The following is a 25,376-nucleotide window of genomic DNA, read 5'->3' on the forward strand; positions in this document are numbered from 1 at the left end:
GCGAGAAGCTCACGCCCCTTCGGGTTTGACCGCGAGCACCGGCTTGGGGCATTCCAGCAGCAATTGTTGCGCGACGCTGCCGAGCAGCAGCTTGCCGACCGGGCTGCGGTGACGGATGCCGATCACCAGCAACTCGGCATCGGGTCGGTCGACCGCGTCGAGCAAGGCTGTGACGGTGTCGACGCCGACCGGGCGTTGCACTTCAAACTCCACCCCGCCGGCGCGCAGATGCTCCTCGACATCGTGCAGTTCACCCGACGGGGCGAACCGGGCGTCAACGTAGGCGTCGCCGGAGGTGGCGTTGACCACCAGCAAGCCGGTGCCACGCAGTCTGGCCTCGGCGATGCCGTGTTCGAGGGCCGCCCGGCCGAACGGATCGGCGCTGTAGCCGACGACAATCACAGTTGGCCCGCCTTCTGCTGCTGATCCGCGTCGTCCTCGACGATCAGCAGGGTCTCCTCACTGCGATGCATCAGCCGCAGCACCAACGGCACCAGCAGCAGAATGGCCATGATTGCGTACGTGGTGATGGCGACCGGTTCGGTGAACAGACTGCCCCAGTCGCCACCGCCGAGCTGAAGGCTTTGGCGCAGTTGACGTTCGATCCGCGGCCCCAGGATCACGCCGATGATCAACGGCAACACCGGTAGCCCGAAGCGCCGCATCATCAACCCGAGCAGGCCGAACACCAGCAGCAGCGCGAGATCCAGCGGCTGCACGTTGACGGCCAACGCGCCCAGGGTCGCGAAGAACAGGATGCCGGCGTACAGGTACGGACGCGGGGTGCGCAGCAGCTTCGCCCACAGCGGCGCGAGCGGCAGGTTGAGCACCAGCAGCAGGAAGTTCCCGATGAACAGGCTGGCGATCAACGTCCAGATCAGCATCGGCTCCTTGTCGAAAAGCGTTGGACCGGGCTGGATTCCGTAGGACACGAACGCAGTGAGCATCACCGCTGCCGTCGCGTTGGTCGGCAGCCCAAGCGCCAGCATCGGAACCAGCGTGCCCGCCGCCGACGCGTTGTTGGCCGCCTCCGGCCCGGCCACGCCCTCGATGGCGCCCTTGCCGAATTCCTCGGGATGCTTGCTGAGTCGCTTTTCGGTGATGTACGACAGGAACGTCGGCAGCTCGGCCCCGCCGGCCGGCAGGGCGCCGAACGGGAACCCGTAGGCGGTGCCCCGCAGCCACGGCTTCCACGAGCGGGCGAAGTCCTGCTTGCTCATCCACGGCCGCCCGACCGGGATGACCTCCGCGGGACGGCGCCGCAGATGCGCGGCCACCCAGAGGGCCTCGCCGACTGCGAAGATGGCCACCGCGATCACCACGATGTCGATACCGTCGGACAGCTGCGGCAGCCCGAACGTGGCCCGCGGCTGCCCGGTCAGGAAGTCGATGCCCACCACACCGATGGCCAGGCCGAGAAACAGCGAGATGGCACCGCGCAGTTTCGAAGCACCCAGCACGGCGGTGACCGCGACCAGTGCGAACAGCATGATCGCCAGGTACGACGGCGCGCCGAGGGTGACGGCGAAGCGTGAGATCGTCGGGGCGAACGCGGCCAGCAGCGCGGTGCCGATGGCCCCGGCCACGAACGATCCGATCGCCGCGGTCGCCAGAGCCTGCGCCGCTCGGCCGGCCTTGGCCATCTTGTTGCCCTCGATGGCGGTGATCACCGACGACGATTCGCCGGGCGTGTTCAACAAGATCGACGTCGTCGACCCGCCGTACATGCCGCCGTAGAAGATGCCGGCGAACATGATGAACGCCGCGCTGGGGCTGACGTTGTACGTCACCGGCAGCAGCAGCGCGACCGTCATCGCCGGGCCGATGCCCGGTAGCACGCCCACCGCGGTGCCCAGCAACACGCCGATCACGGCATAGAGCAGATTCATCGGGGTCGCGGCCTGCTCGAACCCCTGGATCAGCCAGTCCACATTGTTCATCTACAGAATCCCGTCCAGAATGCCTGCGGGCAGCGGAATTCCGAGCCCGGAGTAGAAGGCGTAGAAGGTCGCGACCGACAGCACCGCCCCGATCGCGATGTTCCGGAAGTAGTGGCGGTTGCCGAGAACCGTCGCCGCCCCGGCGAACAGCAGGGTGCCGGTGATCGCCCAGCCGAGCGGTTGGACGAGCACGATCACCGCGACGAACAGCCCCACCAGCAGCCCGACGGTGCGCCAATCACCCGGTGAGTTGGGGTCGACGTCTTCGCCCGCGTCGGCCTCGCCCACCGAGCCGCGCGGAATCGCGATCGCCAGGACGACGGCAAGCACGATGAGCACGACACCGATGGTCAGCGGAAACATCTTCGGTCCGACCGGGTCGACCTTGGCGAAACCGGCGGTCAGGGCCATCGCGTCGTAGATGAGGAACGCGCCGACAGCCACGAGCACAGCGCAGATCAGGTACTGCGCCTTGTCGACTCGGGTCTCGGGTTCTCGCGATTGGTCGGAGGCGGTCATAGCAACCCCAATTCGGTCAGCGTCGAGGAGACGCGGTTGTCCTGGTCGGTGAGGAACTGCTCGAACTCGGGCCCGGTGGCGAACGCATCGCTCCAGCCGTTCTTGACCAGCGCGTCCTTCCACTGCTGGGTGCAGTGCAGGTCCTCCAGCGCCTTGACCATGGCTTGCTTGGCATCATCGGAAATGCCTGGCGGCGCGAGGATTCCGCGCCAGTTGGTGAAGGTGAGGTTGATGCCGGCCTCGGTGAGTGTGGGCGCGTCGATGCCCGCGACCCGCTCCTTGCCGGACACTGCGAGCACCCGCACCTGACCGGCGGCGATCTGGTCGACGAATTCGCCGAGACCGGTGGTTCCGACCGTGATCTTCTTGCCCAGCAAGGCCGTCAGCAGGTCGCCGCCGCCGTCGTAGGTGATGTAGTTGACCTTGCGCGGATCCACCCCGACCGCCCGCGCGGTCTCCATCGGGAACAGATGATCCGGTCCGCCGGGCGACGATCCCCCGCCCACGGTCACCCGGCTCGGATCGGCCTTCCACGCCGCGACCAGGTCACCGATGGTGCGGAAGGGCGAATCCCCCGGCACCAGAATGCCTTCCTGCTCTTCGACCATCTTGGCCAGCGCCGTCGCGTCGGAGGCGCGGGCATGTGACCCGTTGGTGTAGGTGGCGCCGACCACGCCCAGCCCCATCATCATCATGAGGTCGTCGTTGCCTTTTTCGTTCATCAGCCGGGCCATCGCGACGGTGCCGCCCGCGCCGATGACGTTGAACACCTCGATCCGCCCGGTGATGTCGTTGTCCTCCATGATCTTCACCGCGGTCCGTGCGGTCAGGTCATAGCCGCCGCCCGGGCTGTTCGGCACCATCATGCGCAGCCGGTGCAGTCCTCGGGCGTCATCGTTGCGGGTCACGCCGCAGCCGGTCAGCGTGAGCGCCACGGCGAGCGCCATGATCACCCCGAGCGCCGCCGCCAGGTGTCCTCGTCGACACGTCATCAACCGTCCCCAATCACTTGTGATGCTCAGCAATACTGAACCGTGACGTGACTCAGGTCACTGATGAGTTCGCAAAGGAAGTATTGGTCATTGAGTTCACGCTCGGCGATAGTGCGTGCGCTGCGGGGACGCAGCCTCGCCGGCCAGTTCCTGGCCTTTCAACTGCTCGTGGTCGCAGTCGTGCTGGTCGCGGTCGCGGCCGTGTCGGTCGCGCAGTCCACGCGTGAATTCCGCGACGTGCGAGGCCAGCGCATGATCGCGGTGGCGGAGAACATCGCCTCGACACCGATCGTGCGGGACCGTTACGGCGATCCGTTCGCAGCTTCCATCCTGGCCCCCGACGTGGATCGGGCGGTTGCCCTCTCAGGGGCCGAGCTGGCCGAGATGATCGATCCCACCGGCACGGTGCGCGCGTCGTCGGATCCGCAGCGGGTCGGAACCCGCGTCGATCTGGGCCCCAGCCGCGCCGACGAAGGCCGGGCGTGGTTCGGTGACGGCGATATCGACGGCGCCCACAGCTTGGTGGGCCAGGTCCCGATCCTGGCCACCGACGGCGATGTGCTCGCCATCGTCTCGGTCAGCGAACGGTATCCGTCGGTGTGGCAGCTCCTCGGAGGCGCAGGCGAACGTCTGCTGATCTATCTCGGTATCGGGGCCGCGCTCGGCCTCGTGGCGTCGTGGCTGCTGTCTCGACGCATCAAGCGGCACACCCGCGGCCTGGAGGTCGCCGAGATCGCCGGCCTGGCCGATCATCGGGAAGCGTTGCTGCACAGCATCCGCGAGGGTGTGGTCGCCGTGGGCACCGACGGCGCCATCACGGTGCTGAACGACAGCGCCCAGGAACTGCTGGGCCTCGACGACAGCGCGGTGGGGCGCCGGGTCGACGAGGTCGGCGTGGATCCGACGGTCGCGGGGTTCCTGCTGGACGGCGCCGCGGGCCGCGACGAGGACGACGTCATCATCACCACCAGAACGCGGGTCCTCGCGCTCAACCGGCGCGCGGCGAGCAGTCAGGGGCAGCGCATCGGTACCGTCACCACCATGCGCGACAGCACCGAACTCGCTGCGCTGCAGGCACAATTGTCGTCGCACCGCAGTGTGACCGACACGCTGCGGGCACAGACCCACGAGTTCGCCAACCAGCTGCACACCATTTCGGGGCTGGCACAGCTCGGTGAATTCGACGCGGTGCGCGATCTGGTGGGAACCCTCACCCGGCGCCGAGCAGAGATCAATGATGCTGTGACACAGCACATTTCCGACCCCGCCGTGGCCGCGCTGCTGATCGCCAAGACCTCGCTGGCCGCCGAGAGCGGCGTCACCCTCACCCTGACCGGCGACAGTCACCTGGCGGCGCTCGACCCGGCCCTGGCCACCGACGTGATCACGCTGCTCGGCAACCTGGTCGACAACGCCGTGGACGTCTCGGTCGGCTCGACAGCCGCACAGGTGCGCATCCACATCGACGACGCCCACGGCCTGCTGCTGACCGTGTCCGACTCGGGTCCCGGTGTGCCCCAACATCTTCGGGAGTCGATCTTCTCCCGCGGCGTGACCTCGAAACCGGACGTCCCCGGCGGGCGCGGAATCGGCCTTGCACTGGTGCGGCTGGTGACCGCGCAACACGGCGGTACCGTCGAGATCAGCGACGGCACCGGCGGCGGTGCGGTGTTCACCGTCCGACTGCCGGAGGCCGCCCATGTATGACGTGCTGGTGGTCGACGACGATTTCATGGTCGCCGAGATCCATCGCCGATTCGTCGAACGCGTCGACGGATTCCGCGCCACCGGTGTCGCGCGGACCGGGGCCGAAGCCCTGTCCGCGGTGGCCGACCTCAGACCCGACCTGGTCCTGCTCGATGTGTACCTGCCGGACATGACCGGCCTGAACGTGCTGCACCGGCTTCGCGCAGACGGCAACCGGGTCGGGGTCATCATGATCACCGCCGCACGTGAACTCGACACGGTGCGTGGCGCCTTGGACGGCGGCGCCGCGGACTATCTGATCAAACCGTTCGAGTTCGACCAGTTACGGGCGAAACTGGTGGCCTACGCGGCCCGGGCCGATGCTCTGGCGACCGAGGGCGGCGCCGACCAGTCGATGATCGACGCGTTGTTCGGCGGCGCTGCGGCCCCCAAGGCCACGCTCCCGAAGGGGTTGGGCGCCGAGACCGCAGGCCTGATACTCGATGCCGTGCGCGCGGCCGGCGAGGTCTCGGCGGCTGAATGTGCTGAACTCGTGGGCATTTCGCGGGTCAGCGCACGGCGCTACCTTGAGTACTTCCTCGGCACTGGCGCACTCGAGCTGCGGCTGCAGTACGGCACCGGCCGCCCGGAGCGGCGCTACCGCGCGGTGTCCCCACCGACAGTGAGGTAGCCCGCTACTCACGCATGCGGATCCCCAACAGCGCACCATCGCAGTGGGGTTGTTCAAGTGGGGGTTGTTCAAGGGAAGGCTGCGATGACCACGATGACCGCGCCGACTATCCGACGCACCTACCCGGACGTTTTCGACGCGGGCCTGCCATCCGTCGCCTACGAGCACGCCGCCGACCCGGAGGAAGCTCACCGGCTCATCGCGCGGGCCCGCAGGCAATCTCCGATCGCGATCGGGCCACACGGTCCGGAGATCCTCAGCTACCAGTTGGTGCGCGCCGTGCTGCGCGACGAACGCTTCGCCCCACCCAAGGGATTGTTTCTGGCCGCGCAGGGCGTCACGTCGGGACCACTGTGGGACCGCGCGGCGGCCAACCTGCTCAGCCTGGGCGGCCCCGCGCATCACCGGTTACGCCGGTTGGTGGCCAAGGCCTTCACCCCGAAAGCCGCCGAGCGGCTGCGTGGCACGTGCGTCGAGGTCATCACCGAACTGACGGACCGGTGGATGCCGGTGGGCGCCTGCGATGTCGTAGCCGACATCGCGCGTCGTTATCCGATCCCGGTCATCTGTGCCCTGCTGGGTGCGCCGCCGAACGACTGGGATCGGATCTCGCGGTGGGCCGACGACATCTTCAAGATGTTCAGTTGGAATGTCGACGGAAACGGGGCCGTCATCGAACAGGCGGGCTGCGAATTCGACGAGTACATCGAAGCGATGGTGGCCAGGCGGCTGTTCACCCTCAGCGACGACCTGCTCTCCGACCTGATCCGGGCCGAGGTCGACGGCGACCGGCTCACCCATGCCGAGCTGCTGATGCTGGCCGGCGGCGTGCTGCTCGCCGGAACGGACACCACCCGAAACCAGCTGGCAGCTGCGGTACAGGTGCTGTGCGAGCATCCTGCCGACTGGCAGCTGCTGGCCGAACATCCGGAACTGGCACCGGTTTTCGTCGAGGAATTGATGCGGCATACCCCAATTGCGTTGAGCACCATAAGGATGGCTCGCGAAGATGTCGAACTCGCCGGCGTGATGATCCCGGCCGGAACCGTCGTCATCGTCAATACTGCTGCGGCCAACCGTGATCCGGATGTCTACCCGGATCCGGACCGCTTCGACGTCACACGTCAGGACCCGCCGGCGATGCTGACGTTCGGCGGCGGGGCGCACTACTGCCTGGGCTCGCACCTGGCCAGACTCGAGCTCACCCAAGCCCTCACCGTGCTGACCCGTCGCTGGCGCACCGTCCGCATCGACGGCCCGGTGCGGTGGAAGCCGCTGACCGGCGTCAGCGGCCCGGCGACCCTGCCGGTGAGCTTCGACGCCGCCTGATCACCAGTACCCAGGACGCGAGGACCACTGCGAACACCGCCGCCTGGACCCCCGGCACCCAGCTCGCGGGATACAGCACCCCGGTGATGTAGTGCGCGATGAACCCCGCAGATGGCAGCGGCGGCATCCCCGCGCGGGCTCGCGCCCACCGCTCGAGGCCGGTGAGCGGACACGGCAAATCGAGTGCGACGCTGCCCAGACCCCACAGCACGGCCGTCACATGCAGCGCGATCGTGCGCGGCCACCGGCACGCGACGAACCCGCCCAGCACAAGATAGGCGATGAAGCCGAAGTGCACCGCGACGGTGAGGGCGACCAACACCGAGTACACCGTCATGGACCCAGCCCCTGGCCACAGAGGCCTCGCGCGATAATGTGTGGCGTGACATCGAGAGTACTGTTCATCCGCGTCGACCCCACGGCACCCGAGGCGATGCTGGGCGAGGCATTCAGCGAATGTGGTTTCGAGATCCACACATTCGACGTGGTGCCCGCCGACCGTCTCGATTCTCCGGTGGCCGACGTGCAGTTCCCCGATCTGACCCGCTATGACGTCGTGGTCGTGCTGGGCGCGCGCTGGTCGGTGTACGACGAAAGCCTGCGCGCCAGTTGGATGGGCACGTTGATGACCCAGCTGACGGAGGCCGCCGACGCAGGCGTGGGCTTATTCGGTGTGTGCTTCGGTGGCCAGTTGCTGGCACAGACCTTCGGCGGGTCGGTCAGCAGGTCCGATTCACCGGAGATCGGCTGGTACGAAGTCAGTACCGACGATCCCGAGCTGATCCCGCCCGGTCCATGGTTCGAGTGGCATATCGACCGCTGGACGGTGCCGCCGGGGGCCACCGAGATCGCCCGCAACGGCAACGCATCACAGGGGTTCGTGCTCGGCCGGGCGCTGGCCCTGCAGTTCCACCCCGAGCTCGATGAGACCGTGTTGGAATACTGGCTGGCCGACGACCGCGACGGCCAGGCCGGCAAGGTCGGCCGGACCCACGACGAATTGCGCGTCGAGACAAAAGAACTCAGCGACGACGCAGCGCAGCGCGTTCGCGCGTTGGTACGCAATTACCTGACGCGGGTGGTCGGCGCCACGCCGCAGCCGTAGGGTGGTCACTGGAAGTCCAAATTCGCCATGTGTGCATGGGGCAGCGTTACCCGGCACGATGCCGGGCGGGTGTTCCAGGACCGCCGCGAGGCGGGCCAGGTCCTGGCCCAGGAATTGATGCCCTACCGCGGCCAGGCTGACGTCGTGGTGTTGGGCTTGGCCCGCGGCGGCGTACCGATCGGCTGGGAAGTGGCGGCCGGCCTAAAGGCTCCGTTGGATGTGTTCCTGGTGCGCAAGCTGGGTGTGCCGCAGTGGCCCGAGTTGGCGATGGGCGCGCTGGCCAGCGGTGGCGGAATCGTGATCAATGAACAGCTTGTGCAGCGGCTCGGGATCAGCCAGGAGGACCTCGACGCCGCGATCGAGCGGGAGACGGCCGAGCTGACCCGGCGCGAACATGCGTATCGAGGCGGCCGCCCGCCCCCGGAGCCGGCCGGTAAAACGGTGATTCTGGTCGACGATGGCATCGCGACCGGCGCGAGCATGCTTGCCGCAGTACGGGCCGTGCGCGCCGCGCGCCGGCTGGTGGTCGCGGTACCGGTGGGGCCCGCGTCGGCATGCCGGGAACTCGCCCAGGAAGCCGACGAGGTGGTGTGCGCGAGCACACCCACGGAGTTTTCGGCCGTCGGCCAGGCGTTCGCCGACTTTCACCAGGTCACCGACGACGAAGTGCGGGCCCTGCTGGCGACGCCGACCGTGCGCGCGCCGGACTAGCCCTTGTGCTCCTCTGCCGCTTCCTCCGCGGTGGGCTCGACCTCATGCGCATCGCCGTCGGCGGACTCAGCGGGTTCGTCCGACTCGGCCGATTCCGCCTCGGCGGTTTCGTCGGTCTTGTCGGCAGATTCTTCCTCTGCGGCCGGCTCGGCTTCGGCCTCGGCCGACTCATCGGGATAGTCCTCGACAGCGTCCTCGGTGGACTCGGCGGCCGCCGGAGTCTCGTCGGCCGATTTCTCGGCGGCCCCACGGGAACGTTCCCGCAGCGCATCGACGATGAGCAGCACCACGCCGAGCACGCTGGCACCGATGCACACCCAGGCGATCAGCTCGTTGCTGGTCACCACGGCGGTCACCAGCGCGGCCAGACCGATGACGGCGAGCACTAGCGCAATGATCAGCATCAATCAACCCTAGCTAGGTAGGTGGCCTGAACGGTCGCGTTCCGGTCAGGGGTCAGTTGTTGCCCCGGTTGAACTGGCCGAAACCGCTGGCGTCGCTGTTGGCGCTGGAATCGACCGGCGCGGCCGAACCGCGCTGACCGAGTTCTTCGAGCTGAGATTCCAGGTAGGTCTTCAGCCGCGTGCGGTATTCGCGTTCGAACGTCCGCAGCTGTTCCAACCGTCCTTCCAGCACCGTGCGCTGCTGGTTGATGGTTCCCATGATCTCGGAGTGCTTGCGCTCGGCGTCGGCCTGCAGTGCGTCGGCCTTCTCCTGGGCCTGGCGCAGCTGGGTCTCCGAGCGGGTCTGTGCATCGGCGAGCATGGCGTCGGCGCGCTGCCGGGCCTCGGTGACCGTCGTCTCCGCCGTCTTGCGCGCATCGCTGACCATGGCGTCGGCCTGTGCCCGTGCGTCGGCGAGCATCTTCTCCGACTCGGCCTTGGCCGAACCGGTGAGCCGGTCGGCAGTGTCCTGCGCCAGGCTGAGCACGCGCGCAGCGCGGGCCGCGGTGTCCTCGTTGGTCGCCACCGGCGCTGCGGGCGCGGCCGGTGCCTCGTAGACCGGCTTCGGCGCGGGGGCCGGCTCCGGCTCGGGCTCAGGCTCGTAGAGCGGGATCGACTTGGTCGACTGAGCAGCGCCACCACCGGAGCGGGCGGACGCCAGCTCGGAGTCGAGCTCGGAGACGCGCTGCCGGAGATCGGCATTCTCTTCGATGAGTCGGGTCAGCTCATTCTCAACCAGATCGAGAAAGGCGTCGACCTCATCCTCGTTGTACCCGCGCTTGCCGATGGGCGGCTTGCTGAACGCGACGTTGTGGACGTCCGCCGGTGTGAGCGGCATTGTCTGCCCCCTTGGAGTCTTGGACCGTCAATCGATCTCGAAGTGTAGAGCCTGTTGTGTAGAGCCTTGTTTGGACGCAACTGGCGTCCATCCTGTCACACCAGAACCGGAGGTTGCAGTCGAGGCCAATTTTTAAGAACGAATTTCAATCTTCTTACGCGTTTTCCGGCGCTCCGGCAAACGATCTCAGCGCAGGTGAAGCGCCGTGACCGGCCGGGTCAGCCTGCCGCCCCGAGAGCCAGTTGCATGCCGATGAACACCACGAGGAGCAGCACCATGATCGACAGATCCAGCCGGACCGCGCCGATGGTCAGCTGCGGGATGATGCGGCGCAGCAGCTTCACCGGCGGATCCGTGAGCGTCAGGATGACCTCCAGGATCACCACCGTCAGACCCTTGGGGTGCCAGTCACGACTGAACGACCGGATGAACTCGACAACGACCCGCGCGATGAGCAACAGCCAGAAGATGAACAGCGCGAAGAACAGGATCTCGAAGAGCAGCGACAACTGGGCCGACCTCACTCAGGCAGATGTATGACATTCGATACAGGTCGCCTCAGCGGTATAACCGGCCGATTGTGCGACGCCGCCAGCCTACCCGGCCGCCGGACGGGTGCCGCGCACGCGAGGAGCAGGGCAGCTGCAGCACGCGTGGAGCAGGCGGCCCGCGAATTACTGGTAGGCGTAGAAGCCGGCCTCGGCGATCCGGCGGCGCTGCTCGGCGCTGACGTCGACGTCGGCGGGCGACAGCAGGAAGACCTTGGTCGCCACCTTGTCGAACGATCCGCGCAGTGCGAAGGCCAGCCCGGCGGCGAAGTCGACGAGTCGCTTGGCGTCGGCGTTGTCCATCGACACCAGGTCCATGATCACCGGCGTGCCGTCGCGGAACCGCTCGCCGATGGTGCGGGCCTCGCTGTAGTCCTTGGGCCGCAGCGTGGTGATCTTCGACAGCGGGCTGCCCGCTTCGAACAGCTCGGCCATGCGGCGCGGATCCATGGCCAGTGCGCCCCGCGTGGAGCCGGCCAAGGTGCCCAAACGCTGTGCAGGACGCTCGAATTCACGCGGGGCGCGCATGCGCGATTCGAACCGGGGCTCCTCGGCGTAGCCACCGCCCGGGTAGCCGCCGCGGTAGGCAGGCCCCTCGTCGAACTCCCGGCCCTCGTAGCCGTAGCCCTCGTCCTCGAAGCGCTCTTCACGCGGACGCCGGGCGTAGCTACGGGCGGCGCCACGGTCGTCGTCCTCGTAGTACTCGTCGTCGTAGTCATCCATCGGCGCCATGCCGAAGTAGGCCTTGACCTTGTGCAGTGTGCTCATCTCGGCGACCCTTCTGCTGACCGTGGGAGTGGTGATGTCTGTGATGAAGATGTGACTGGTGTGACAACTGGTGGTGACGTTAGCGGCCGCCGTCCCATAAGCGCGGTACCGACACGCACACACGTCGAACCGTGTCGCACGGCAACCTCCAGGTCGTTCGACATCCCCGCAGACAGCCCCAGGCGCTGCGGATAGTCCCGCTGCACCCGCTCCAACTCCCCTGCCAGCCGCGCGAAGGCCTCCTCGGGATCGGCATCCAGCGGCGGTATCCCCATCAATCCGACGAACTCGAGCCCCTTCGCGTCCTGGGCCGCCGCACAGAGTTCGTCGACCAGAGCGGGTTGGCCGACATCGACACCGCCGCGGTCGGTATCCCCGTCGAGGCTGATCTGCAGGTAGACGCGCAGCGGCTCGGTCCGGACGCCACTCTCCAGCGCGGACGTGGCACCGCGGTCCAGCGCACCGACGAGCCGGACGCTGTCGACGGAGTGTGCGGCGTAGGCCCAACTGGCCACGGCGCGAGCCTTGTTGCGCTGGATGCTGCCCACCATGTGCCAGCGAATCGGCTCGCCGGGCAATTCCTCGCGCACCGTAGCGACTTTCGCGGCCGCTTCCTGTTCGCGGGATTCACCGAATGCGTGACAACCTAAACGGTGCAAAATGAGAATATCGGTGGCCGGAAAGAATTTTGTAATGGGAAGTAATTCGATCTCATTGACATTTCGTCCGGCCGATTCCGCGGCCCGCGCCAGCCGCGCCCGCGCCGCTCCCAGCGCAGTGGTCAGTTCACCGACTCGATCGGCATCACGCGACTGCTGCTCGGTGGTCATTCGCGGCTCGACTCCATCCACACCAGCGACGCCAGGCGTCCCGTCGGTGCGTCCCGGCGATGACTGAACAACGTTCGGTCATCGACCGTACAGCGCGGATCCACGTCGACCGCGCGGACGCCCAAATCCTTTAACTGCCGGGCTATTCCAGCACGCAGGTCCAGGCCCGGCGTACCCCGTCCCGTCGTGGTGCGGCTCCCCGGCAAGGCCGCCTCCACCTCGTCGGCCATCTCGGCAGGCACCTCGTAGTTGCGGCCGCTGACCGCGGGGCCGAGCAGCACGGACACGTCCTGCACTTGTGCGCCACGGGCCAGCATGGCCTCCAGCGTGCGCACCACGACACCCAACTGCGCACCCACCCGACCGGCGTGCGCCGCGCCGATGACGCCCGCGCGCGCGTCGGCCATTAATACCGGAACGCAATCCGCCGTCACGACCGCCAATGCCAAACCAGGGGTGGTGGTCACCAATGCGTCGGCATTATCGACGGCGGCACCCGATTCGGGCGGCGCGGTCACGGTGACCACGCGATCCCCATGCACCTGGTTCATCCAGACCACGGCGTCGGCGCCGATCGCCTTGGCCAGCCTGTGGCGGTTGGCCGAGACAGCGGCAGGGTCGTCGCCGACGTGGTCGCCGAGATTGAAGGAGTCGAAGGGTGGGGCCGAGACACCACCGGCACGGGTGGTGGTCACCCGACGTATGCGAACACTCACAATCCCAGTATCCGAAGTCCGCAGTCGCGGGCCCGACTCAGTGCCGCATGAACGGCGGGACGTCGACATCGTCGTCAGCGATACCGCCGTCCCCGCCGATGCTCACCGTGGCCCCGTTGGTGTGCGCGGGAACGCTGGCGGCATCCGTCGGCTCGAACAGCGACGTGGTCATCTTCCCGGAGCGGGCCGTCGCGATCGGCTGAGTAGGCGCCTGGCTGGGGCTGGTCACCGGCTTACGGCTGGGACCGGCCATGTCGAACCCGGCCGCGATGACGGTGACCCGGACCTCGTCGCCGAGCGAGTCGTCGATCACCGTGCCGAAGATGATGTTGGCCTCGGGGTGGGCCGAGTCCTGCACCAGAGAGGCGGCCTCGTTGATCTCGAACAGTCCCAGATCGCTGCCACCCGCGACGGACAGCAGCACGCCCTGCGCGCCCTCCATCGAGGCTTCCAGCAGCGGCGAGTTGATGGCGATCTCGGCGGCCTTGAGCGCGCGGCCGTCGCCGCGGGCCGAGCCGATGCCCATCAGGGCCGTGCCTGCGCCGCTCATCACGCCCTTGACGTCGGCGAAGTCGACGTTGATCAGACCTGGCGTGGTGATCAGGTCGGTGATGCCCTGAACGCCGTTGAGCAGCACCTCGTCGGCACTGCGGAACGCGTCCATCAGCGACACCGCGGCGTCGCCCATCTGCAGCAGCCGGTCGTTGGGGATCACGATGAGGGTGTCGCAGCTCTCGCGCAGCGCGGTGATGCCTGCCTCGGCCTGGTTGCTGCGGCGCTTGCCCTCGAAGGAGAACGGCCGCGTCACCACGCCGACTGTCAGCGCACCGAGCTTGCGTGCGATGGTCGCCACGACGGGCGCACCGCCGGTACCAGTACCACCGCCCTCGCCCGCGGTGACGAACACCATGTCGGCGCCACGCAGCAGTTCTTCGATGTCGTCCTTGGCGTCCTCGGCAGCCTTGCGGCCCACTTCAGGGTCCGCGCCTGCGCCGAGCCCACGGGTGGAATCGCGGCCGACATCGAGCTTGACGTCGGCATCGCTCATCAACAGCGCCTGGGCGTCGGTGTTGATCGCGATGAACTCAACGCCCTTGAGGCCCTGCTCGATCATCCGGTTGACGGCGTTGACGCCGCCGCCGCCGATGCCAACCACCTTGATCACTGCCAGGTAGTTATGCGGGGGGGTCATGGATCGTCTTCCTCCCTGGTTGGGGTGTTCGTGACGCCGAACCCCTCTCCTGCAAACCCTCAACCTCAACCATAGGCTTAGAGTTATGTCAAGTAGTTCCGCGCAAACAGAACGGTAGGGGGCCAACCCGCGCGAACGCGTCAGGCGCGCCGACGCGCCGCGCGGCAATTTCTACTTGACCGTGGGGAGGTCCGGGCTCGAGACGTCGTAGGTATGACCGGGCTGAGTCAACAAAGCCGCCAGCTTCAAGGCCTTTTCGTCCGTCCGGTCGTTGGTGCCCCACACCACGACCCGACCGTCGGTGAGCGTCAACGTGATCGACGCCACGGACGGTGCCGCGATGCGGCCGACCTGCCCGGCCACGTCAGGCGGCAGAGCCAACATCACCTTGAGCGCGGCCAGGGTCGGCAGATCGCTCGGCCCCGGGTTGTCGGTGTCCAGGTACGGCAGCGAGAGCGGGGCGGGCCCGGTGGCGAAATCGACCCCGTCCCGGTCGAACAGGTGGGGGCCGTCCGGATAGTCCTTGACCACCACCGGAACTCGCTCGACCACTGTGATGCGCAGCGTCGACGGATACTCCCGCTGCACCCTGGCGGTGGCGATCCGCCGGATCGCGGCCACCCGCTCGGCGACCGCGTCGGTGTTGACCTGCAACAGCGGGGTACCGGACGGGATGCTCGCAGCTCCCAGCACCTCTTCGCGGCTCACGGTCGAGAGCCCGGCCACCACCACGTTGCGGGCCGACATGATCGGCGTGAAGTACAGCAACAGCCCGATCGCGACCGCCACCACGCTCGCCAATGCCGACCACAACAACACCTTGACGCCCCGAATCGCGCCCGAGGCAGGCACTTTCACCGACTCACCGGCGGACCCGGCCACCCGGCGCTTGGCTTCCCTGCGGGCCTGCTCGATGGCTATCGCGCGGTCGCGGGCCGCGCGACGCTCCTCGCGTTCGCGGCGGGCACGGCGGCGTGGACCCTCGTAGTCTTCCGCGGCTGCCGGCGGCAAATCGGACCCAGCCGCCGGCGGCAAGTCCGAACCGGCCTCATCCGGTCCCGCCTGCGCGGGCCCCTGTTCCTCGACGGCACCGGCCGTTTCCGGATCAGGTCCGGTCACGGCGTTCCCTGTTCGTCGCGCCCGCTGGCGTGTTCTGGTCCTCCTCGCGTGCGGGGAGCGCTGCGGTTCGACTTGATCTGCAATTCGGTGAGAATCTCGCTGCCCAGCATGGTGACGTCGCCGGCACCCATGGTGATCACGACATCACCGGGCCGGGCCGAGGCCGCGACCTCGGCGGCCACCGCCGAGAAGTCCGGGACATAGGTCACCGGGACACCGACGTGCCCCGCGACCGTGGCGCCGCTGATCCCGGCGATCGGCTGTTCCCGGGCGCCGTAGACGTCGAGAACAAACACCTCGTCCGCGGCGTCCAGGGCCGCACCGAAATCACCCGCGAAAGTTGCTGTGCGCGAATACAAATGGGGTTGGAAGGCGACGATCAGCCGACCGCCGGTCGCCGCCACGACAGAGCGGGCAGCCGCCAGGGTGGCGCGCACCTCGGTGGGATGGTGCGCGTAGTCGTCGAAGACCCGGACACCGTCGGTGCTGCCGACCAGCTCGAAGCGCCTGCGCACCCCCTCGAATCCGGCCAGCCCGTCGAGGACCGCTTCGGCGGGTGCGCCGACGGCCACCGCGGCAAGCACCGCCGCCAGTGCATTGAGCGCCATGTGCCGGCCGGGCACCGCGAGCCGGATCGCCCGCGGATGCGGCTCACCGGCGAGCTGGATGTGCGCCACCGCGCCGGTCCCCTGCTGATCCCAGCTGAGCAGCTCGCCTGCGAGGGCAGAAGCTTCATTGCTCCTCGCGTGCGCACCGCCGGAACTGCCATAACGCAACACCCGGATCCCGAGCGCGTCCGTGCGGTCGGCGAGCGCGGCAGCGCCTGGGTCGTCGGTGCACACCACCAGTGCCCCGCCCGGCGCGATCCGCTCGACGAAGGAGTCGAACACCGCGACGTACGCGTCCTCGGTGCCGAAGAAGTCAAGGTGGTCGGCCTCGATGTTGGTCACCACAGCCACGTCCGGGGTGTACTCCAGCAGCGAGCCGTCGCTCTCGTCGGCCTCGGCGACGAAGCAGCGACCACTGCCGTGATGCGCATTGGTGCCTGCCTCGCCCAGCTCACCGCCCACCGCGAAGGACGGGTCGAAACCGCTGTGCTGCAACGCCACGATGAGCATCGACGTGGTCGTGGTCTTGCCGTGGGTTCCGGTCACCATCAGCGTGGTGTATCCGGCCATGAGCTTGGCCAGCACCACGGGACGCAGGATCACCGGGATCCCGCGGCGGCGGGCCTCCACCAGCTCGGGATTGGTCTTGGGGATCGCCGCGTGGGTGGTGACCACCGCGGTGGGGCCGCCGGGCAACAGATCCAGCGACGACGCGTCGTGGCCGATCCGGATCTGAGCGCCCCGGGCCCGCAGCGCCACCACGCCGCGCGATTCCTTGGCGTCCGAACCCGACACCATGGCACCGCGATCCAGCAGGATCCTGGCCACGCCGGACATGCCGGCTCCGCCGATGCCGACCATGTGCACCCGCTGCAGCTCGGCGGGCAGCGAATTGCCGTTCACTGCAGCTTCTTTCGTCTGTCGCGGGCCACATCCAGGGCGACCTGGGCCACCCTGCGCGCGGCATCACGATGTCCCGACAGCGAGGCGGCCGCCGTCATCTCCGCCAGGCGGGCGTCGTCGGTCAACAGGCCGACAACGGTGTCGGCGACGAATTGCGGACTCAGTTCGGCATCGTCGATGAGCAGCCCGCCGCCCGCGGCCACCACCGGCTGGGCATTGAGGCGCTGTTCACCGTTGCCGATCGGCAGTGGGACATACACCGCGGGCAGACCGACGGCCGTCACCTCGGCCACCGTCATCGCGCCCGAGCGGCAGATGGCCAGGTCGGCCGCCGCGTACGCCAGGTCCATCCGGTCCAGATAGGGCACCGCCCGGTACGGCGGCCGTTGCCCGCCAGGCGATTCCGGGAGATCGAGGGTGTTCTTGGGACCGTGCGCGTGCAGTACCGAGATGCCTGCCGCGCCCAGTTGATCGGCCGCGGCCGACACAGCCCGGTTGATGGACTGGGCACCCTGGGAACCGCCGAACACCAACAGCACCTTGGCGTCGTCGGCGAAGCCGAAGTGGGCGCGCGCAGCCTGCCGCAGCGCCGCTCGGTCGAGCGATGTGATCGCCTCGCGGACCGGCATCCCGACCACCTCGACGCGGCGCAAGCCGGGATCGGGAACCGCCGAGAGCACCCGCCGCGCCGAAAGCGCGCCCACCCGGTTGGCCAGCCCGGCGCTCGCGTTGGCCTCGTGGACGACCACCGGCACAGGCCTGCGCCGGGTCAGCTTGTTGCCGCGTGCCGCCAGATAGGCGGGCAACGCGACGTAGCCGCCGAAGCCCACCACCACGTCGGCGTCAACGTCGGCCAGCACCGCGCGGGTCTGCCGGATCGCCGTACGGACCCGCAACGGCAGCCGGGCCAGATCGCCCGACGGTTTACGGGGCAACGGCACGGGTGTGATCAGTTCCAGGTCATAGCCGCGCTCGGGCACCAACCGGGTTTCCAGGCCGCGTGCGGTCCCCAGCGCGGTGATCCGGACGTTCGGGTCGAGGGCGCGCAACGCGTCGGCCACCGCCATCGCCGGTTCGACGTGGCCGGCAGTGCCGCCACCAGCCAGGACGACGGAAATCGCCTGCTCGCTGCGTTCCGACATGCCCCGAGAAGCCTCGCTCACCCGTAACGCTGACCTTCCAGTGCTCGGGCCCGACGGCCCTGGTTCCGCTGGCCCGAACCATAGCGGACCGACGCCGTTGCCGCCCCAACCGGCTGGTCGGCGCGGGTGCGATCGGACCGGCGTACCGTTCGATCGCCCGGTTGCGGCTTGCGCCGGTTGGCCACCGCCTTGCGGTCGGGGCGCCGGTCCATTCTGCGGTCCGGTTTGCGCTCGGGCCTGCGCTCCGGTTTGCGCGCCGGTTTGGCCTTGGCGGGCAACGCGGCCTTTCGGGTGCGCAACCGGTCACGAGCCGATTCCAGCCGGGTCGGGACATACGGCTCCGGCATGGGTAGGCGCAGCAGCCGGTTCACCCGGTCGTCGCGGCCTGCGCGCAGCGCCGCGACCGCCTCGGGTTCGTGCCGGGCCGCGTTGGTGATCAGGCCCATCATCAAAAGCGTTGTGGCCTGGGCTGATCCACCCGCCGAAATCAGTGGCAACTGTAGGCCGGTGATCGGCAGCAGACCCACCACGTAGCCGACGTTGATGAACATCTGGCCGACCAGCCACAGGGTGGTCGTCGCCGTCAGCAACCGCAGGAACGGGTCGGCCGAGCGACGCGCGATCCGCATCCCGGTGTAGGCGAACAGCCCGAACAGGGCGAGCAGGCCGACCGCACCGACCAGGCCGAGTTCCTCCCCGATGATCGCGAAGATGAAGTCGTTGTGGGCGTTGGGCAGATAGTTCCACTTGGCGGTGCCCTGCCCGAGCCCGTCGCCGAACACGCCGCCGTTGGCCAGGGCGAACCGTGCCTGCCGCGACTGGTAGCCCGAACCCTGGCCGTCCGCTGTCGGGTTCAACCAGGACTGCACGCGGTCGGACCGGTAGCCGGCGGACACCGCGAGGACCGCGGCCGCTGCGACCGCCGCCATCAGCGACGTCACGAACACCCGCAGCGGCAGGCCCGCGTACCAGAGCAGGCCGAGCAGGATGATGCCCATCGACACCGTCTGACCGAGGTCGGGCTGGGCCACGATGAGTGCCAGCGCGACGACGGCGCCCGGAACCAGCGGGATCAGCATTTCCCGCAGCGAGGCGTGTTCCAGGCGGCGCGCCGCAAGCAGGTGTGCACCCCAGATCGCGAAGGCGATCTTGGCCAGTTCGGAGGGCTGCATGGAGAACCCGGCGACCACGAACCAACCGCGGGATCCGTTGGAGTACGTGCCGATTCCGGGGATCAACACCAGCACCAGCGCCACGATCGTCAAGGCGAACATCGGGAACGCGAAGCGGCGCATCGTCTTAATCGGCACCCGCAGCACGACATAGAACGCGATGAAGCCGACGACGGTCCACATCACCTGGCGGCCGAACACCGCCCATGGCGAACCGTCCATGTCGTAGGAGTAGACGCCCGACGCCGAGAGCACCATGATCAGGCCGAGCGTCGTCAGCAACGCCGTGATCGCGATGATGAGGTGGAACGACGTCATCGGACGGCCCAGCCACGCCCCGAACCGCGTGCGCGGCTCCTTCACCGTCGCAGCGGACTCGGAGCTGCCCGCGGCCGGATCGGCGGCGGGCGTGGCGGCGCTCTCCTTGCCCCGGCGGAACCGGTTGAGGATGTTGCCCACGGCAGCTACCCGGTGACAGCGCGCACGGCCGCAGCGAACACGTCGCCGCGCTGGCCGTAGCCGCTGAACTGATCGAAGGACGCTCCGGCCGGGGCCAGCAACACCGTGTCACCGGGCTTCGCCAGCTGGCGGGCGGCGTCGACGGCGGCGGCCATGACAGCTTCCGAGACCGGCCGCTCCGCCACTTCAATCACACGAGTCACATGATTACCAATAGACCCACTAGTCTCAAGCACCCCAGAATCCTCCCCCGCCACAAGCTCGACGACGGGGACATCCGGTGCGTGTCGCGATAACGCCTCGGCAACCGTTCGGCGGTCGCGCCCGAGCACAATCGCACCGGCGAGCCGGCTCGCGACGTGTCGTACCAGCTCATCGACCGAAGCGCCCTTCAGCAGACCACCGGCGATCCACACCACCCGCGGGTAGGCCGTGATCGATGCCTGCGCGGCGTGCGGATTGGTGGCCTTCGAATCGTCGACGTAACGCACCCCGTCGACGGTCCCGACCACCTCGGCCCGGTGCCGGCCGACCCGAAACGAGGCGAGTGCGGCCGCGATGGCCTCGGGCGGCACGTCGACAGCCCGCGCCAGCGCCGCCGCAGCGAGCGCGTCGAGCACACCGACCGGGCCGGCGACCCCGATGGTCGCCGCGTCAGCCAACTCGACGTCGTCGCCGAAGGCCCGGTCGACGAGCTTGCCGGCGCGCACCCCGAGCTCCCCCGGCGCGGGCTCGGCGAGCCGGAAACCGACCCGCACGGGCGCCGCGGCGGAATCGAGTAGCCCGGCGGCAACCGGGTCGTCGAACCCCACGACGGCCACCCCGCCGTCGAGCACGCGGGACTTGTCGCGCGCGTAGGCGTCCATCGACCCGTGCCAGTCGAGATGGTCCTCTGCGACGTTGAGCACCACACCGGCCTCGGGCCGCAGCGAAGGCGCCCAGTGCAGCTGGAAACTCGACAGCTCGACAGCCAGCAGCTCGGCGGGCTGATCGAGCACGGCGAGCACCGGGTCACCGATGTTGCCGCACAACACACTGCGGCGACCGGCCGCCACCAGCATCTCGTGCAGCATCGACGTGGTCGTGGTCTTGCCGTTGGTCCCGGTGACCACCAGCCAGCGTCGCGGCGGGCCGAAGCATCCCGCCGCATCCAGCCGCCAGGCCAGCTCGACGTCACCCCAGATGGGCACGCCCGCAGCGGCCGCGGCCGCCAGCACCGGCGCGCTCGGGGGGAATCCCGGACTCGTCACCACCAGCGCGTAGTCAGCGATCGCGGCGACCGCCCCGGCCGGATCCACCACGGCGACACCCTCGTCCGCGTACGACCGCAAAGCCTCGACATTGTCGTCACACAGCGTGGCGGCGACCCCCAGCGGTGCCAGTACCGCCAGCACGGCCCGGCCCGTGATGCCCGCGCCCGTGACCAGCACCGGCGCCCCCGCGGTCAACGGCGCGGGAAGTTCTCTGTCCTCGTGTGCGGGCCCGGCCACATCAGGCCCCGACAGCGGTCAGCCATTCGCTGTAGAACAGCGCGACGCCGAGTCCACACGCGATCGCCGTCAGCAGCCAGAACCGGATGATCACGGTCGTCTCGGCCCATCCGACCAGCTCGAAGTGATGATGGAACGGCGCCATCCGGAACACCCTGCGGCCCGTCGTGCGGAACGCGAGAATCTGCACCACAACCGAGGTGACCTCGGCGACGAACAACGCACCCAGGACCACTGCGAGGATCTCGGTACGGCTCATCACCGACAGGCCGGCGATGATGCCACCCAGGGCCAGCGATCCGGTGTCCCCCATGAAGATCTTGGCGGGTGCGGCGTTCCACCACAGAAAGCCGATACAGGCACCGGCCGAGGCCGCCGCGATCAGCGCCAGGTCCAGCGGGTCACGCACGTTGTAGCAGCCCAGCCCGGGTGCGGTGGCACAGGCATTGCGGAACTGCCAGAACGTGATCAGCACGTAGGCCGCGCAGACCATCGCCATCGCACCGGCGGCCAGACCGTCCAGTCCGTCGGTGAAGTTCACCGCATTCGACCAGGCACTGACAATCACCACGCAGAACAGCACGAACACCCACGACGCGAGCGTGACCGTGGCGATCTCGCGCACATAGGACAGCTCGGGGCTGGCCGGTGTCAGCCCGTCGCTGTTGCGGAACTGCAGGGCCAGCACGCCGAACAGCACCGCGGCGAGCAGTTGACCGACCGTCTTGGCGGTCTTGTTCAGCCCCAGGTTGCGCGACCGCCGCAACTTGATCAGATCGTCGAGGAAACCGACACCGCCGAGCATGGTCGCCAGACCGAGCACGATCATGCCCGACGCCGACGGACCGTCGCCGCCCATGGCCATGCCGACCAGGTGGGTGCCCAAGTAACCGGCCCAGATGCCCGCGACGATAGCCACACCGCCCATCGACGGGGTGCCCCGCTTCTTGGCGTGGCTGGCCGGGCCGTCTTCGCGGATCTCGTGGCCGAGACCCCGCTTGGTGAACAACCGGATCAACGCCGGGGTCAGCAGAATAGAGACCGTCAACGCGATGCCGACGGCGATGAGGATCAGCTTCATCGGCCGGCTCCGGCGGCACCGGCATCGAAAGCGATGGCGTCGGCCAGCGCACCGAGCCCCGCCGAATTGGACGCCTTCACCAGCACGACGTCACCCGGCTGCAGCTCGGCGCGCAAAAGCTCCAGTGCGGCATCCGCGTCGGCGACCATCGTGGACTCCGAACCCCACGAACCCTCCATTACCGCCCCGTGGTGCATGGCGCCCAACGACCTCCCGGTTCCGACGACGATGAGTCGAGAAACATCTAAGCGCACCGCCAGTCGACCGATGCGATCGTGCTCGGCTATCGCATCCTCGCCCAACTCGGCCATCTCACCGAGCACCGCCCAGCTGCGCCGCCCGGTGCCGCGTTCGCTGGTCCTGTCACTGGCCATCCAGGCCAATGCCTTCAGCCCGGCGCGCATCGAATCCGGGTTGGCGTTGTAGGCGTCGTTGATGACCGTGACGCCGTCGGCCCGGGTGCTCACCTGCATGCGGTGCCGCGACACCGGCCCGGCACCCGCCAGCGCTTCGGCGACCTGCTCCAGCGTCGCGCCGCACTCCAGGGCCACCGCAGCCGCGCTCAGCGCATTGGAGACCTGATGGTCTCCGTGCACCGCCAGGGCGATCTCGACCTGCCCGTCGGCGGTGTGCAAGGTGAACCGCGGGCGGGCCAACTCGTCGAGCGTGACGGGACCGGCCCACACGTCCACCGTCGTCCCCGGCTCGCGCGACACTCGCACCACCCGTGCGTCGGTCAGCGCGGCCATCGCCGCCACCGCGGTGTCGTCGGCATTGAGCACCACCACGCCGGAACTCGGAACTGATTGCGGCAGTTCACCTTTCGTCTGGGCGATGACTTCACGTGAGCCGAACTCGCCCAGATGTGCGGTACCGACGTTGAGCACGACGGCGATCGACGGCCTGGCGATCGCGGCCAGCGCCGCGATGTTGCCGGGGTGCCGCGCCGACATCTCCAGGATCAGGAAGTCGGTGTCCCTGGTGGCGCGCAGCACCGTCCACGGATGGCCGAGCTCATTGTTGAAGGACCCCGGCGGGGCGACCACCTCACCCAGCGGGGCGAGCACCGCCGCCAGCAGATCCTTAGTCGAGGTCTTACCGGACGACCCGGTGACCCCGATGATCTTGAGCCCACCTTCGGCCAGTTCGGCGGCCACCGCGGCGGCCAGCCGAGCCAGCGCCGCCAGCACCGCCGCCCCCGAACCGTCGGTGTCATGTTCGAGCGCGCCCGACGCCGCGTCGGCTGCCCCGGGTTCGGGCCGCACGACGATCGCGGGCACCCCGACCGGTCGTGCGGCGAGCACCGCGACGGCACCCGCCGCCACGGCGGTCGCGGCGAAGTCGTGGCCGTCCGATCGGGCCCCGGGCAGCGCCAGGAACAGGCCACCCGGGCCGACGGCTCGCGAATCGAACTCGACGGTGCCGGTGACCCGCGTCTGCGCGGCCTGCTCGGCGGTGATGTCGGCCAGTTCGCCGCCCACGATCTCGGCGATCCTGGCGACGGTCATCTCGATCATGCGCCCGACTCTCCTGGCTCCCCGACCCGCTGTGCCTCTGCCTGCAACTTCTCCAGTGCCGCCGCGAGCTCGTCGCGATCGTCGAACGGCCTGGTCTGGCCACCGCTGGTCTGCCCGGACTCATGGCCCTTGCCCGCGATCAACACGATGTCGCCCGGCCGCGCCCAGGCCACCGCATGCTCGATGGCCGCCCGGCGGTCGCCCACCTCGACCACTTCGGCGGCTCCGGCGGTCGCGCCGGCCAAGATCGCGGCCCGAATCGTCGCAGGATCCTCATCGCGCGGATTGTCGTCGGTGACCACCACCAGATCGGCCAGGTCCGCGGCCACCCGGCCCATCGGCTCGCGCTTGCCCGCGTCCCGGTTGCCGCCCGCCCCGAACACCACGGCCAGCCGGGCACGGCTGTCGGCGCTCTGCCGAAGCGTCTGCAGCACCGCCTCCAGCGCACCCGGCTTGTGGGCGTAATCCACCAGCGCCAGAAACGGCTGGCCCCGGTCGATGGCCTGCAGGCGGCCCGGAACAGCCGCATTGCGCAGCCCCGGGGCCGCCTGCTCGGGCGAAACCCCCACCGCATCCAGCAGCGCCAGAGCCAGCGCGGCGTTGGCCACGTTGTACCGGCCGGGCAGCCCGATGCCGAGTTGGTGATGCACGCCGGCCGGGTCGGTCACGCTGAATTCCTGGGCGCCTGCCCCTGCCGCGGCGACCGCCTGGACAGCCCAATTCGCAGGGCGACCGGTCGCGCTGACGGTCACCGGGTCCTCGGCGCGCTCCGCCATGGCCTGACCGGCCTCGTCGTCGACGCAGATCACGGCCGCGGCCGCGTGGTTGGGCGATGCGGGATCGAACAACCGGGCCTTTGCCTCGAAGTAGTCCTGCATCGTCGGGTGGAAATCCAGATGATCGCGCGAGAGGTTGGTGAACCCTCCGACCGCGAACCGCAGCCCGTCCACCCGTCCGAGCACCAATGCGTGGCTGGACACCTCCATCACCACGGTGTCGACCCCGCGCTCGACCATGACGGCCAGCAGCGCCTGCAGGTCGGGCGCCTCGGGGGTGGTCAGCGCGCTGGGCAGGTCGTTGCCGTCGATCCGGACCCCGACGGTGCCGATCAGGCCCGCCACCCGGCCCGCGGCCCGCAGCCCCGCCTCCACCAGATAGGTGGTGGTCGTCTTGCCCGAGGTTCCGGTGACACCGATGACCCGCAGCCGGTCTGCCGGGTGGCCGTACACGGCGGCCGCCAGCTCGCCGAGCACCGATCTCGGGTCCGGATGGATCAGCACCGGCACGCCGGGCAGGTCCGGAAGTTCGGCGACGCCGTTCGCGTCGGTCAGCACGGTCACCGCGCCGCGCGCCGCCGCATCGGCCGCGTAGCGTGCGCCGTGAGCGGCAGAACCCGGCAGCGCGGCGAACAGATCGCCGGGCCGCGCGTCCTGACCGCGCAGCGTCACACCGGTCACCCGGAGCTCGGGTAATCCGGAAGCACCTGAGGGAACAGCCTGGATCTGTTCGGCGAGCGACACGAGAAGTTCGCCGGCGGAATGACTGGGACGCGGCTTCATGGCCCTGCCACAGTACCT

The 25,376-nt window shown here is 68.7% G+C and carries 25 protein-coding genes; 5 read left to right on the forward strand and 20 right to left on the reverse strand.

From position 1 onward, the window contains the following. Positions 1-9: 9 nt before the first annotated feature. Genes BST13_RS22310 through BST13_RS22325 form a run of 4 tightly spaced genes read right to left on the reverse strand, consistent with a single transcriptional unit; the run spans position 10 to position 3,406 of the window. On the reverse strand, positions 10-402 hold the full coding sequence (locus tag BST13_RS22310) for a universal stress protein (RefSeq protein ID WP_083166201.1): 393 nt from the start codon (positions 400-402) through the stop codon (positions 10-12). Beyond that, positions 399-1,940, reverse strand: coding sequence for a tripartite tricarboxylate transporter permease (locus BST13_RS22315; RefSeq protein WP_083166202.1), 1,542 nt, complete (start codon positions 1,938-1,940; stop codon positions 399-401). The genes BST13_RS22310 and BST13_RS22315 overlap by 4 nt, the downstream gene beginning before the upstream one ends. Further along, a complete protein-coding gene (locus BST13_RS22320; RefSeq protein ID WP_083166203.1) occupies positions 1,941-2,459 on the reverse strand; it encodes a tripartite tricarboxylate transporter TctB family protein in 519 nt (172 codons plus the stop codon). After that, complete coding sequence (locus BST13_RS22325; protein ID WP_211296158.1) at positions 2,456-3,406, reverse strand: Bug family tripartite tricarboxylate transporter substrate binding protein; 951 nt, start codon at positions 3,404-3,406, stop codon at positions 2,456-2,458. Before BST13_RS22325 ends, BST13_RS22320 begins: the two co-directional genes overlap by 4 nt. Positions 3,407-3,514: 108 nt before the next feature. On the opposite strand from BST13_RS22325, the gene BST13_RS22330 reads away from it, so the two are divergent. The 3 genes from BST13_RS22330 to BST13_RS22340 all read left to right on the forward strand — a co-directional run bounded on the left by BST13_RS22330 (position 3,515) and on the right by BST13_RS22340 (position 7,157). Next, positions 3,515-5,158, forward strand: coding sequence for a sensor histidine kinase (locus BST13_RS22330; RefSeq protein WP_083166205.1), 1,644 nt, complete (start codon positions 3,515-3,517; stop codon positions 5,156-5,158). Next, entirely contained in the window at positions 5,151-5,828 is a 678-nt protein-coding gene (locus BST13_RS22335; RefSeq protein ID WP_083166206.1) for a response regulator, read from the forward strand. Before BST13_RS22330 ends, BST13_RS22335 begins: the two co-directional genes overlap by 8 nt. A gap of 84 nt (positions 5,829-5,912) precedes the next feature. Continuing rightward, on the forward strand, positions 5,913-7,157 hold the full coding sequence (locus BST13_RS22340; RefSeq protein WP_083166207.1) for a cytochrome P450: 1,245 nt from the start codon (positions 5,913-5,915) through the stop codon (positions 7,155-7,157). Here BST13_RS22340 and BST13_RS22345 read toward each other — a convergent pair. Continuing rightward, the gene (locus BST13_RS22345) at positions 7,114-7,494 is read right to left on the reverse strand and encodes a DUF2784 domain-containing protein (RefSeq protein WP_083166208.1); all 381 of its coding nucleotides are present in this window, start codon (positions 7,492-7,494) and stop codon (positions 7,114-7,116) included. The genes BST13_RS22340 and BST13_RS22345 overlap by 44 nt on opposite strands. Positions 7,495-7,539: 45 nt before the next feature. On the opposite strand from BST13_RS22345, the gene BST13_RS22350 reads away from it, so the two are divergent. Together BST13_RS22350 and BST13_RS22355 are read left to right on the forward strand one after the other, a co-directional pair. Next, positions 7,540-8,262, forward strand: a complete 723-nt coding sequence (locus BST13_RS22350) for a type 1 glutamine amidotransferase (RefSeq protein WP_095533664.1) — start codon at positions 7,540-7,542, stop codon at positions 8,260-8,262. Positions 8,263-8,289: 27 nt separating this feature from the next. Beyond that, positions 8,290-8,973 (forward strand): phosphoribosyltransferase, encoded by a 684-nt coding sequence (locus BST13_RS22355; RefSeq protein WP_083166210.1) that lies wholly within the window; start codon positions 8,290-8,292, stop codon positions 8,971-8,973. Here the strand turns inward: BST13_RS22355 and BST13_RS22360 are convergent. From BST13_RS22360 to BST13_RS22430, 15 genes are all read right to left on the reverse strand, one after another. Further along, on the reverse strand, positions 8,970-9,377 hold the full coding sequence (locus BST13_RS22360; protein ID WP_083166211.1) for a hypothetical protein: 408 nt from the start codon (positions 9,375-9,377) through the stop codon (positions 8,970-8,972). The two genes, BST13_RS22355 and BST13_RS22360, sit on opposite strands and share 4 nt — an antisense overlap. A gap of 52 nt (positions 9,378-9,429) precedes the next feature. Beyond that, positions 9,430-10,254: a DivIVA-like cell division protein Wag31 gene (gene wag31 / locus BST13_RS22365; protein ID WP_083166212.1), complete on the reverse strand. Its 825-nt coding sequence runs from the start codon at positions 10,252-10,254 to the stop codon at positions 9,430-9,432. 218 nt (positions 10,255-10,472) lie between these two features. Beyond that, complete coding sequence (locus BST13_RS22370; RefSeq protein WP_029368355.1) at positions 10,473-10,763, reverse strand: YggT family protein; 291 nt, start codon at positions 10,761-10,763, stop codon at positions 10,473-10,475. Between the two features lie 165 nt (positions 10,764-10,928). After that, positions 10,929-11,570 carry a cell division protein SepF gene (locus BST13_RS22375; protein WP_083166213.1) on the reverse strand — a complete coding sequence of 214 codons (642 nt, stop codon included), beginning with the start codon at positions 11,568-11,570 and terminating at the stop codon, positions 10,929-10,931. Continuing rightward, positions 11,567-12,400 carry a YggS family pyridoxal phosphate-dependent enzyme gene (locus BST13_RS22380; protein ID WP_083166214.1) on the reverse strand — a complete coding sequence of 278 codons (834 nt, stop codon included), beginning with the start codon at positions 12,398-12,400 and terminating at the stop codon, positions 11,567-11,569. The genes BST13_RS22375 and BST13_RS22380 overlap by 4 nt, the downstream gene beginning before the upstream one ends. After that, positions 12,397-13,116, reverse strand: coding sequence for a peptidoglycan editing factor PgeF (pgeF, locus tag BST13_RS22385; protein ID WP_095533665.1), 720 nt, complete (start codon positions 13,114-13,116; stop codon positions 12,397-12,399). Before pgeF ends, BST13_RS22380 begins: the two co-directional genes overlap by 4 nt. Before the next feature lie 37 nt (positions 13,117-13,153). Beyond that, positions 13,154-14,308 carry a cell division protein FtsZ gene (gene ftsZ / locus BST13_RS22390; RefSeq protein ID WP_083166216.1) on the reverse strand — a complete coding sequence of 385 codons (1,155 nt, stop codon included), beginning with the start codon at positions 14,306-14,308 and terminating at the stop codon, positions 13,154-13,156. 171 nt (positions 14,309-14,479) lie between these two features. Next, positions 14,480-15,427 (reverse strand): cell division protein FtsQ/DivIB, encoded by a 948-nt coding sequence (locus BST13_RS22395; RefSeq protein ID WP_083166217.1) that lies wholly within the window; start codon positions 15,425-15,427, stop codon positions 14,480-14,482. Continuing rightward, the gene (gene murC, locus BST13_RS22400) at positions 15,424-16,896 is read right to left on the reverse strand and encodes a UDP-N-acetylmuramate--L-alanine ligase (protein WP_425437034.1); all 1,473 of its coding nucleotides are present in this window, start codon (positions 16,894-16,896) and stop codon (positions 15,424-15,426) included. The genes BST13_RS22395 and murC overlap by 4 nt, the downstream gene beginning before the upstream one ends. 38 nt (positions 16,897-16,934) lie before the next feature. Further along, on the reverse strand, positions 16,935-18,080 hold the full coding sequence (gene murG, locus BST13_RS22405; protein WP_083166219.1) for an undecaprenyldiphospho-muramoylpentapeptide beta-N-acetylglucosaminyltransferase: 1,146 nt from the start codon (positions 18,078-18,080) through the stop codon (positions 16,935-16,937). Between the two features lie 17 nt (positions 18,081-18,097). Next, on the reverse strand, positions 18,098-19,711 hold the full coding sequence (gene ftsW / locus BST13_RS22410; RefSeq protein ID WP_083166220.1) for a putative lipid II flippase FtsW: 1,614 nt from the start codon (positions 19,709-19,711) through the stop codon (positions 18,098-18,100). Between the two features lie 5 nt (positions 19,712-19,716). After that, positions 19,717-21,216: a UDP-N-acetylmuramoyl-L-alanine--D-glutamate ligase gene (gene murD / locus BST13_RS22415; protein WP_425437035.1), complete on the reverse strand. Its 1,500-nt coding sequence runs from the start codon at positions 21,214-21,216 to the stop codon at positions 19,717-19,719. Next, on the reverse strand, positions 21,203-22,282 hold the full coding sequence (gene mraY, locus BST13_RS22420; protein WP_083166222.1) for a phospho-N-acetylmuramoyl-pentapeptide-transferase: 1,080 nt from the start codon (positions 22,280-22,282) through the stop codon (positions 21,203-21,205). The genes murD and mraY overlap by 14 nt, the downstream gene beginning before the upstream one ends. Then, a complete protein-coding gene (locus BST13_RS22425) occupies positions 22,279-23,799 on the reverse strand; it encodes a UDP-N-acetylmuramoyl-tripeptide--D-alanyl-D-alanine ligase (protein ID WP_083166223.1) in 1,521 nt (506 codons plus the stop codon). The genes mraY and BST13_RS22425 overlap by 4 nt, the downstream gene beginning before the upstream one ends. Further along, positions 23,796-25,358 (reverse strand): UDP-N-acetylmuramoyl-L-alanyl-D-glutamate--2,6-diaminopimelate ligase, encoded by a 1,563-nt coding sequence (locus tag BST13_RS22430; protein WP_083166224.1) that lies wholly within the window; start codon positions 25,356-25,358, stop codon positions 23,796-23,798. The genes BST13_RS22425 and BST13_RS22430 overlap by 4 nt, the downstream gene beginning before the upstream one ends. Between the last annotated feature and the right edge of the window lie 18 nt (positions 25,359-25,376).

Origin of the sequence: Mycobacterium aquaticum, assembly GCF_002086485.1 — a bacterium.
GTDB classification, from domain to species: domain Bacteria; phylum Actinomycetota; class Actinomycetes; order Mycobacteriales; family Mycobacteriaceae; genus Mycobacterium; species Mycobacterium aquaticum.

Bases quoted from the DNA above. Each gene is read 5' to 3' on its own strand.
- BST13_RS22315 (WP_083166202.1), bottom strand. From the start codon at position 1,940: ATGAACAATGTGGACTGGCTGATCCAGGGGTTCGAGCAGGCCGCGACC.
- BST13_RS22320 (WP_083166203.1), bottom strand. From the start codon at position 2,459: ATGACCGCCTCCGACCAATCGCGAGAACCCGAGACCCGAGTCGACAAG.
- BST13_RS22325 (WP_211296158.1), bottom strand. From the start codon at position 3,406: ATGGCGCTCGCCGTGGCGCTCACGCTGACCGGCTGCGGCGTGACCCGC.
- BST13_RS22330 (WP_083166205.1), top strand. From the start codon at position 3,515: ATGAGTTCGCAAAGGAAGTATTGGTCATTGAGTTCACGCTCGGCGATA.
- BST13_RS22335 (WP_083166206.1), top strand. From the start codon at position 5,151: ATGTATGACGTGCTGGTGGTCGACGACGATTTCATGGTCGCCGAGATC.
- BST13_RS22340 (WP_083166207.1), top strand. From the start codon at position 5,913: ATGACCACGATGACCGCGCCGACTATCCGACGCACCTACCCGGACGTT.
- BST13_RS22345 (WP_083166208.1), bottom strand. From the start codon at position 7,494: ATGACGGTGTACTCGGTGTTGGTCGCCCTCACCGTCGCGGTGCACTTC.
- BST13_RS22355 (WP_083166210.1), top strand. From the start codon at position 8,290: ATGTGTGCATGGGGCAGCGTTACCCGGCACGATGCCGGGCGGGTGTTC.
- BST13_RS22360 (WP_083166211.1), bottom strand. From the start codon at position 9,377: ATGCTGATCATTGCGCTAGTGCTCGCCGTCATCGGTCTGGCCGCGCTG.
- wag31 (WP_083166212.1), bottom strand. From the start codon at position 10,254: ATGCCGCTCACACCGGCGGACGTCCACAACGTCGCGTTCAGCAAGCCG.
- BST13_RS22375 (WP_083166213.1), bottom strand. From the start codon at position 11,570: ATGAGCACACTGCACAAGGTCAAGGCCTACTTCGGCATGGCGCCGATG.
- BST13_RS22380 (WP_083166214.1), bottom strand. From the start codon at position 12,400: ATGACCACCGAGCAGCAGTCGCGTGATGCCGATCGAGTCGGTGAACTG.
- ftsZ (WP_083166216.1), bottom strand. From the start codon at position 14,308: ATGACCCCCCCGCATAACTACCTGGCAGTGATCAAGGTGGTTGGCATC.
- murC (WP_425437034.1), bottom strand. From the start codon at position 16,896: ATGGTCGGCATCGGCGGAGCCGGCATGTCCGGCGTGGCCAGGATCCTG.
- murG (WP_083166219.1), bottom strand. From the start codon at position 18,080: ATGTCGGAACGCAGCGAGCAGGCGATTTCCGTCGTCCTGGCTGGTGGC.
- mraY (WP_083166222.1), bottom strand. From the start codon at position 22,282: ATGAAGCTGATCCTCATCGCCGTCGGCATCGCGTTGACGGTCTCTATT.
- BST13_RS22425 (WP_083166223.1), bottom strand. From the start codon at position 23,799: ATGATCGAGATGACCGTCGCCAGGATCGCCGAGATCGTGGGCGGCGAA.
- BST13_RS22430 (WP_083166224.1), bottom strand. From the start codon at position 25,358: ATGAAGCCGCGTCCCAGTCATTCCGCCGGCGAACTTCTCGTGTCGCTC.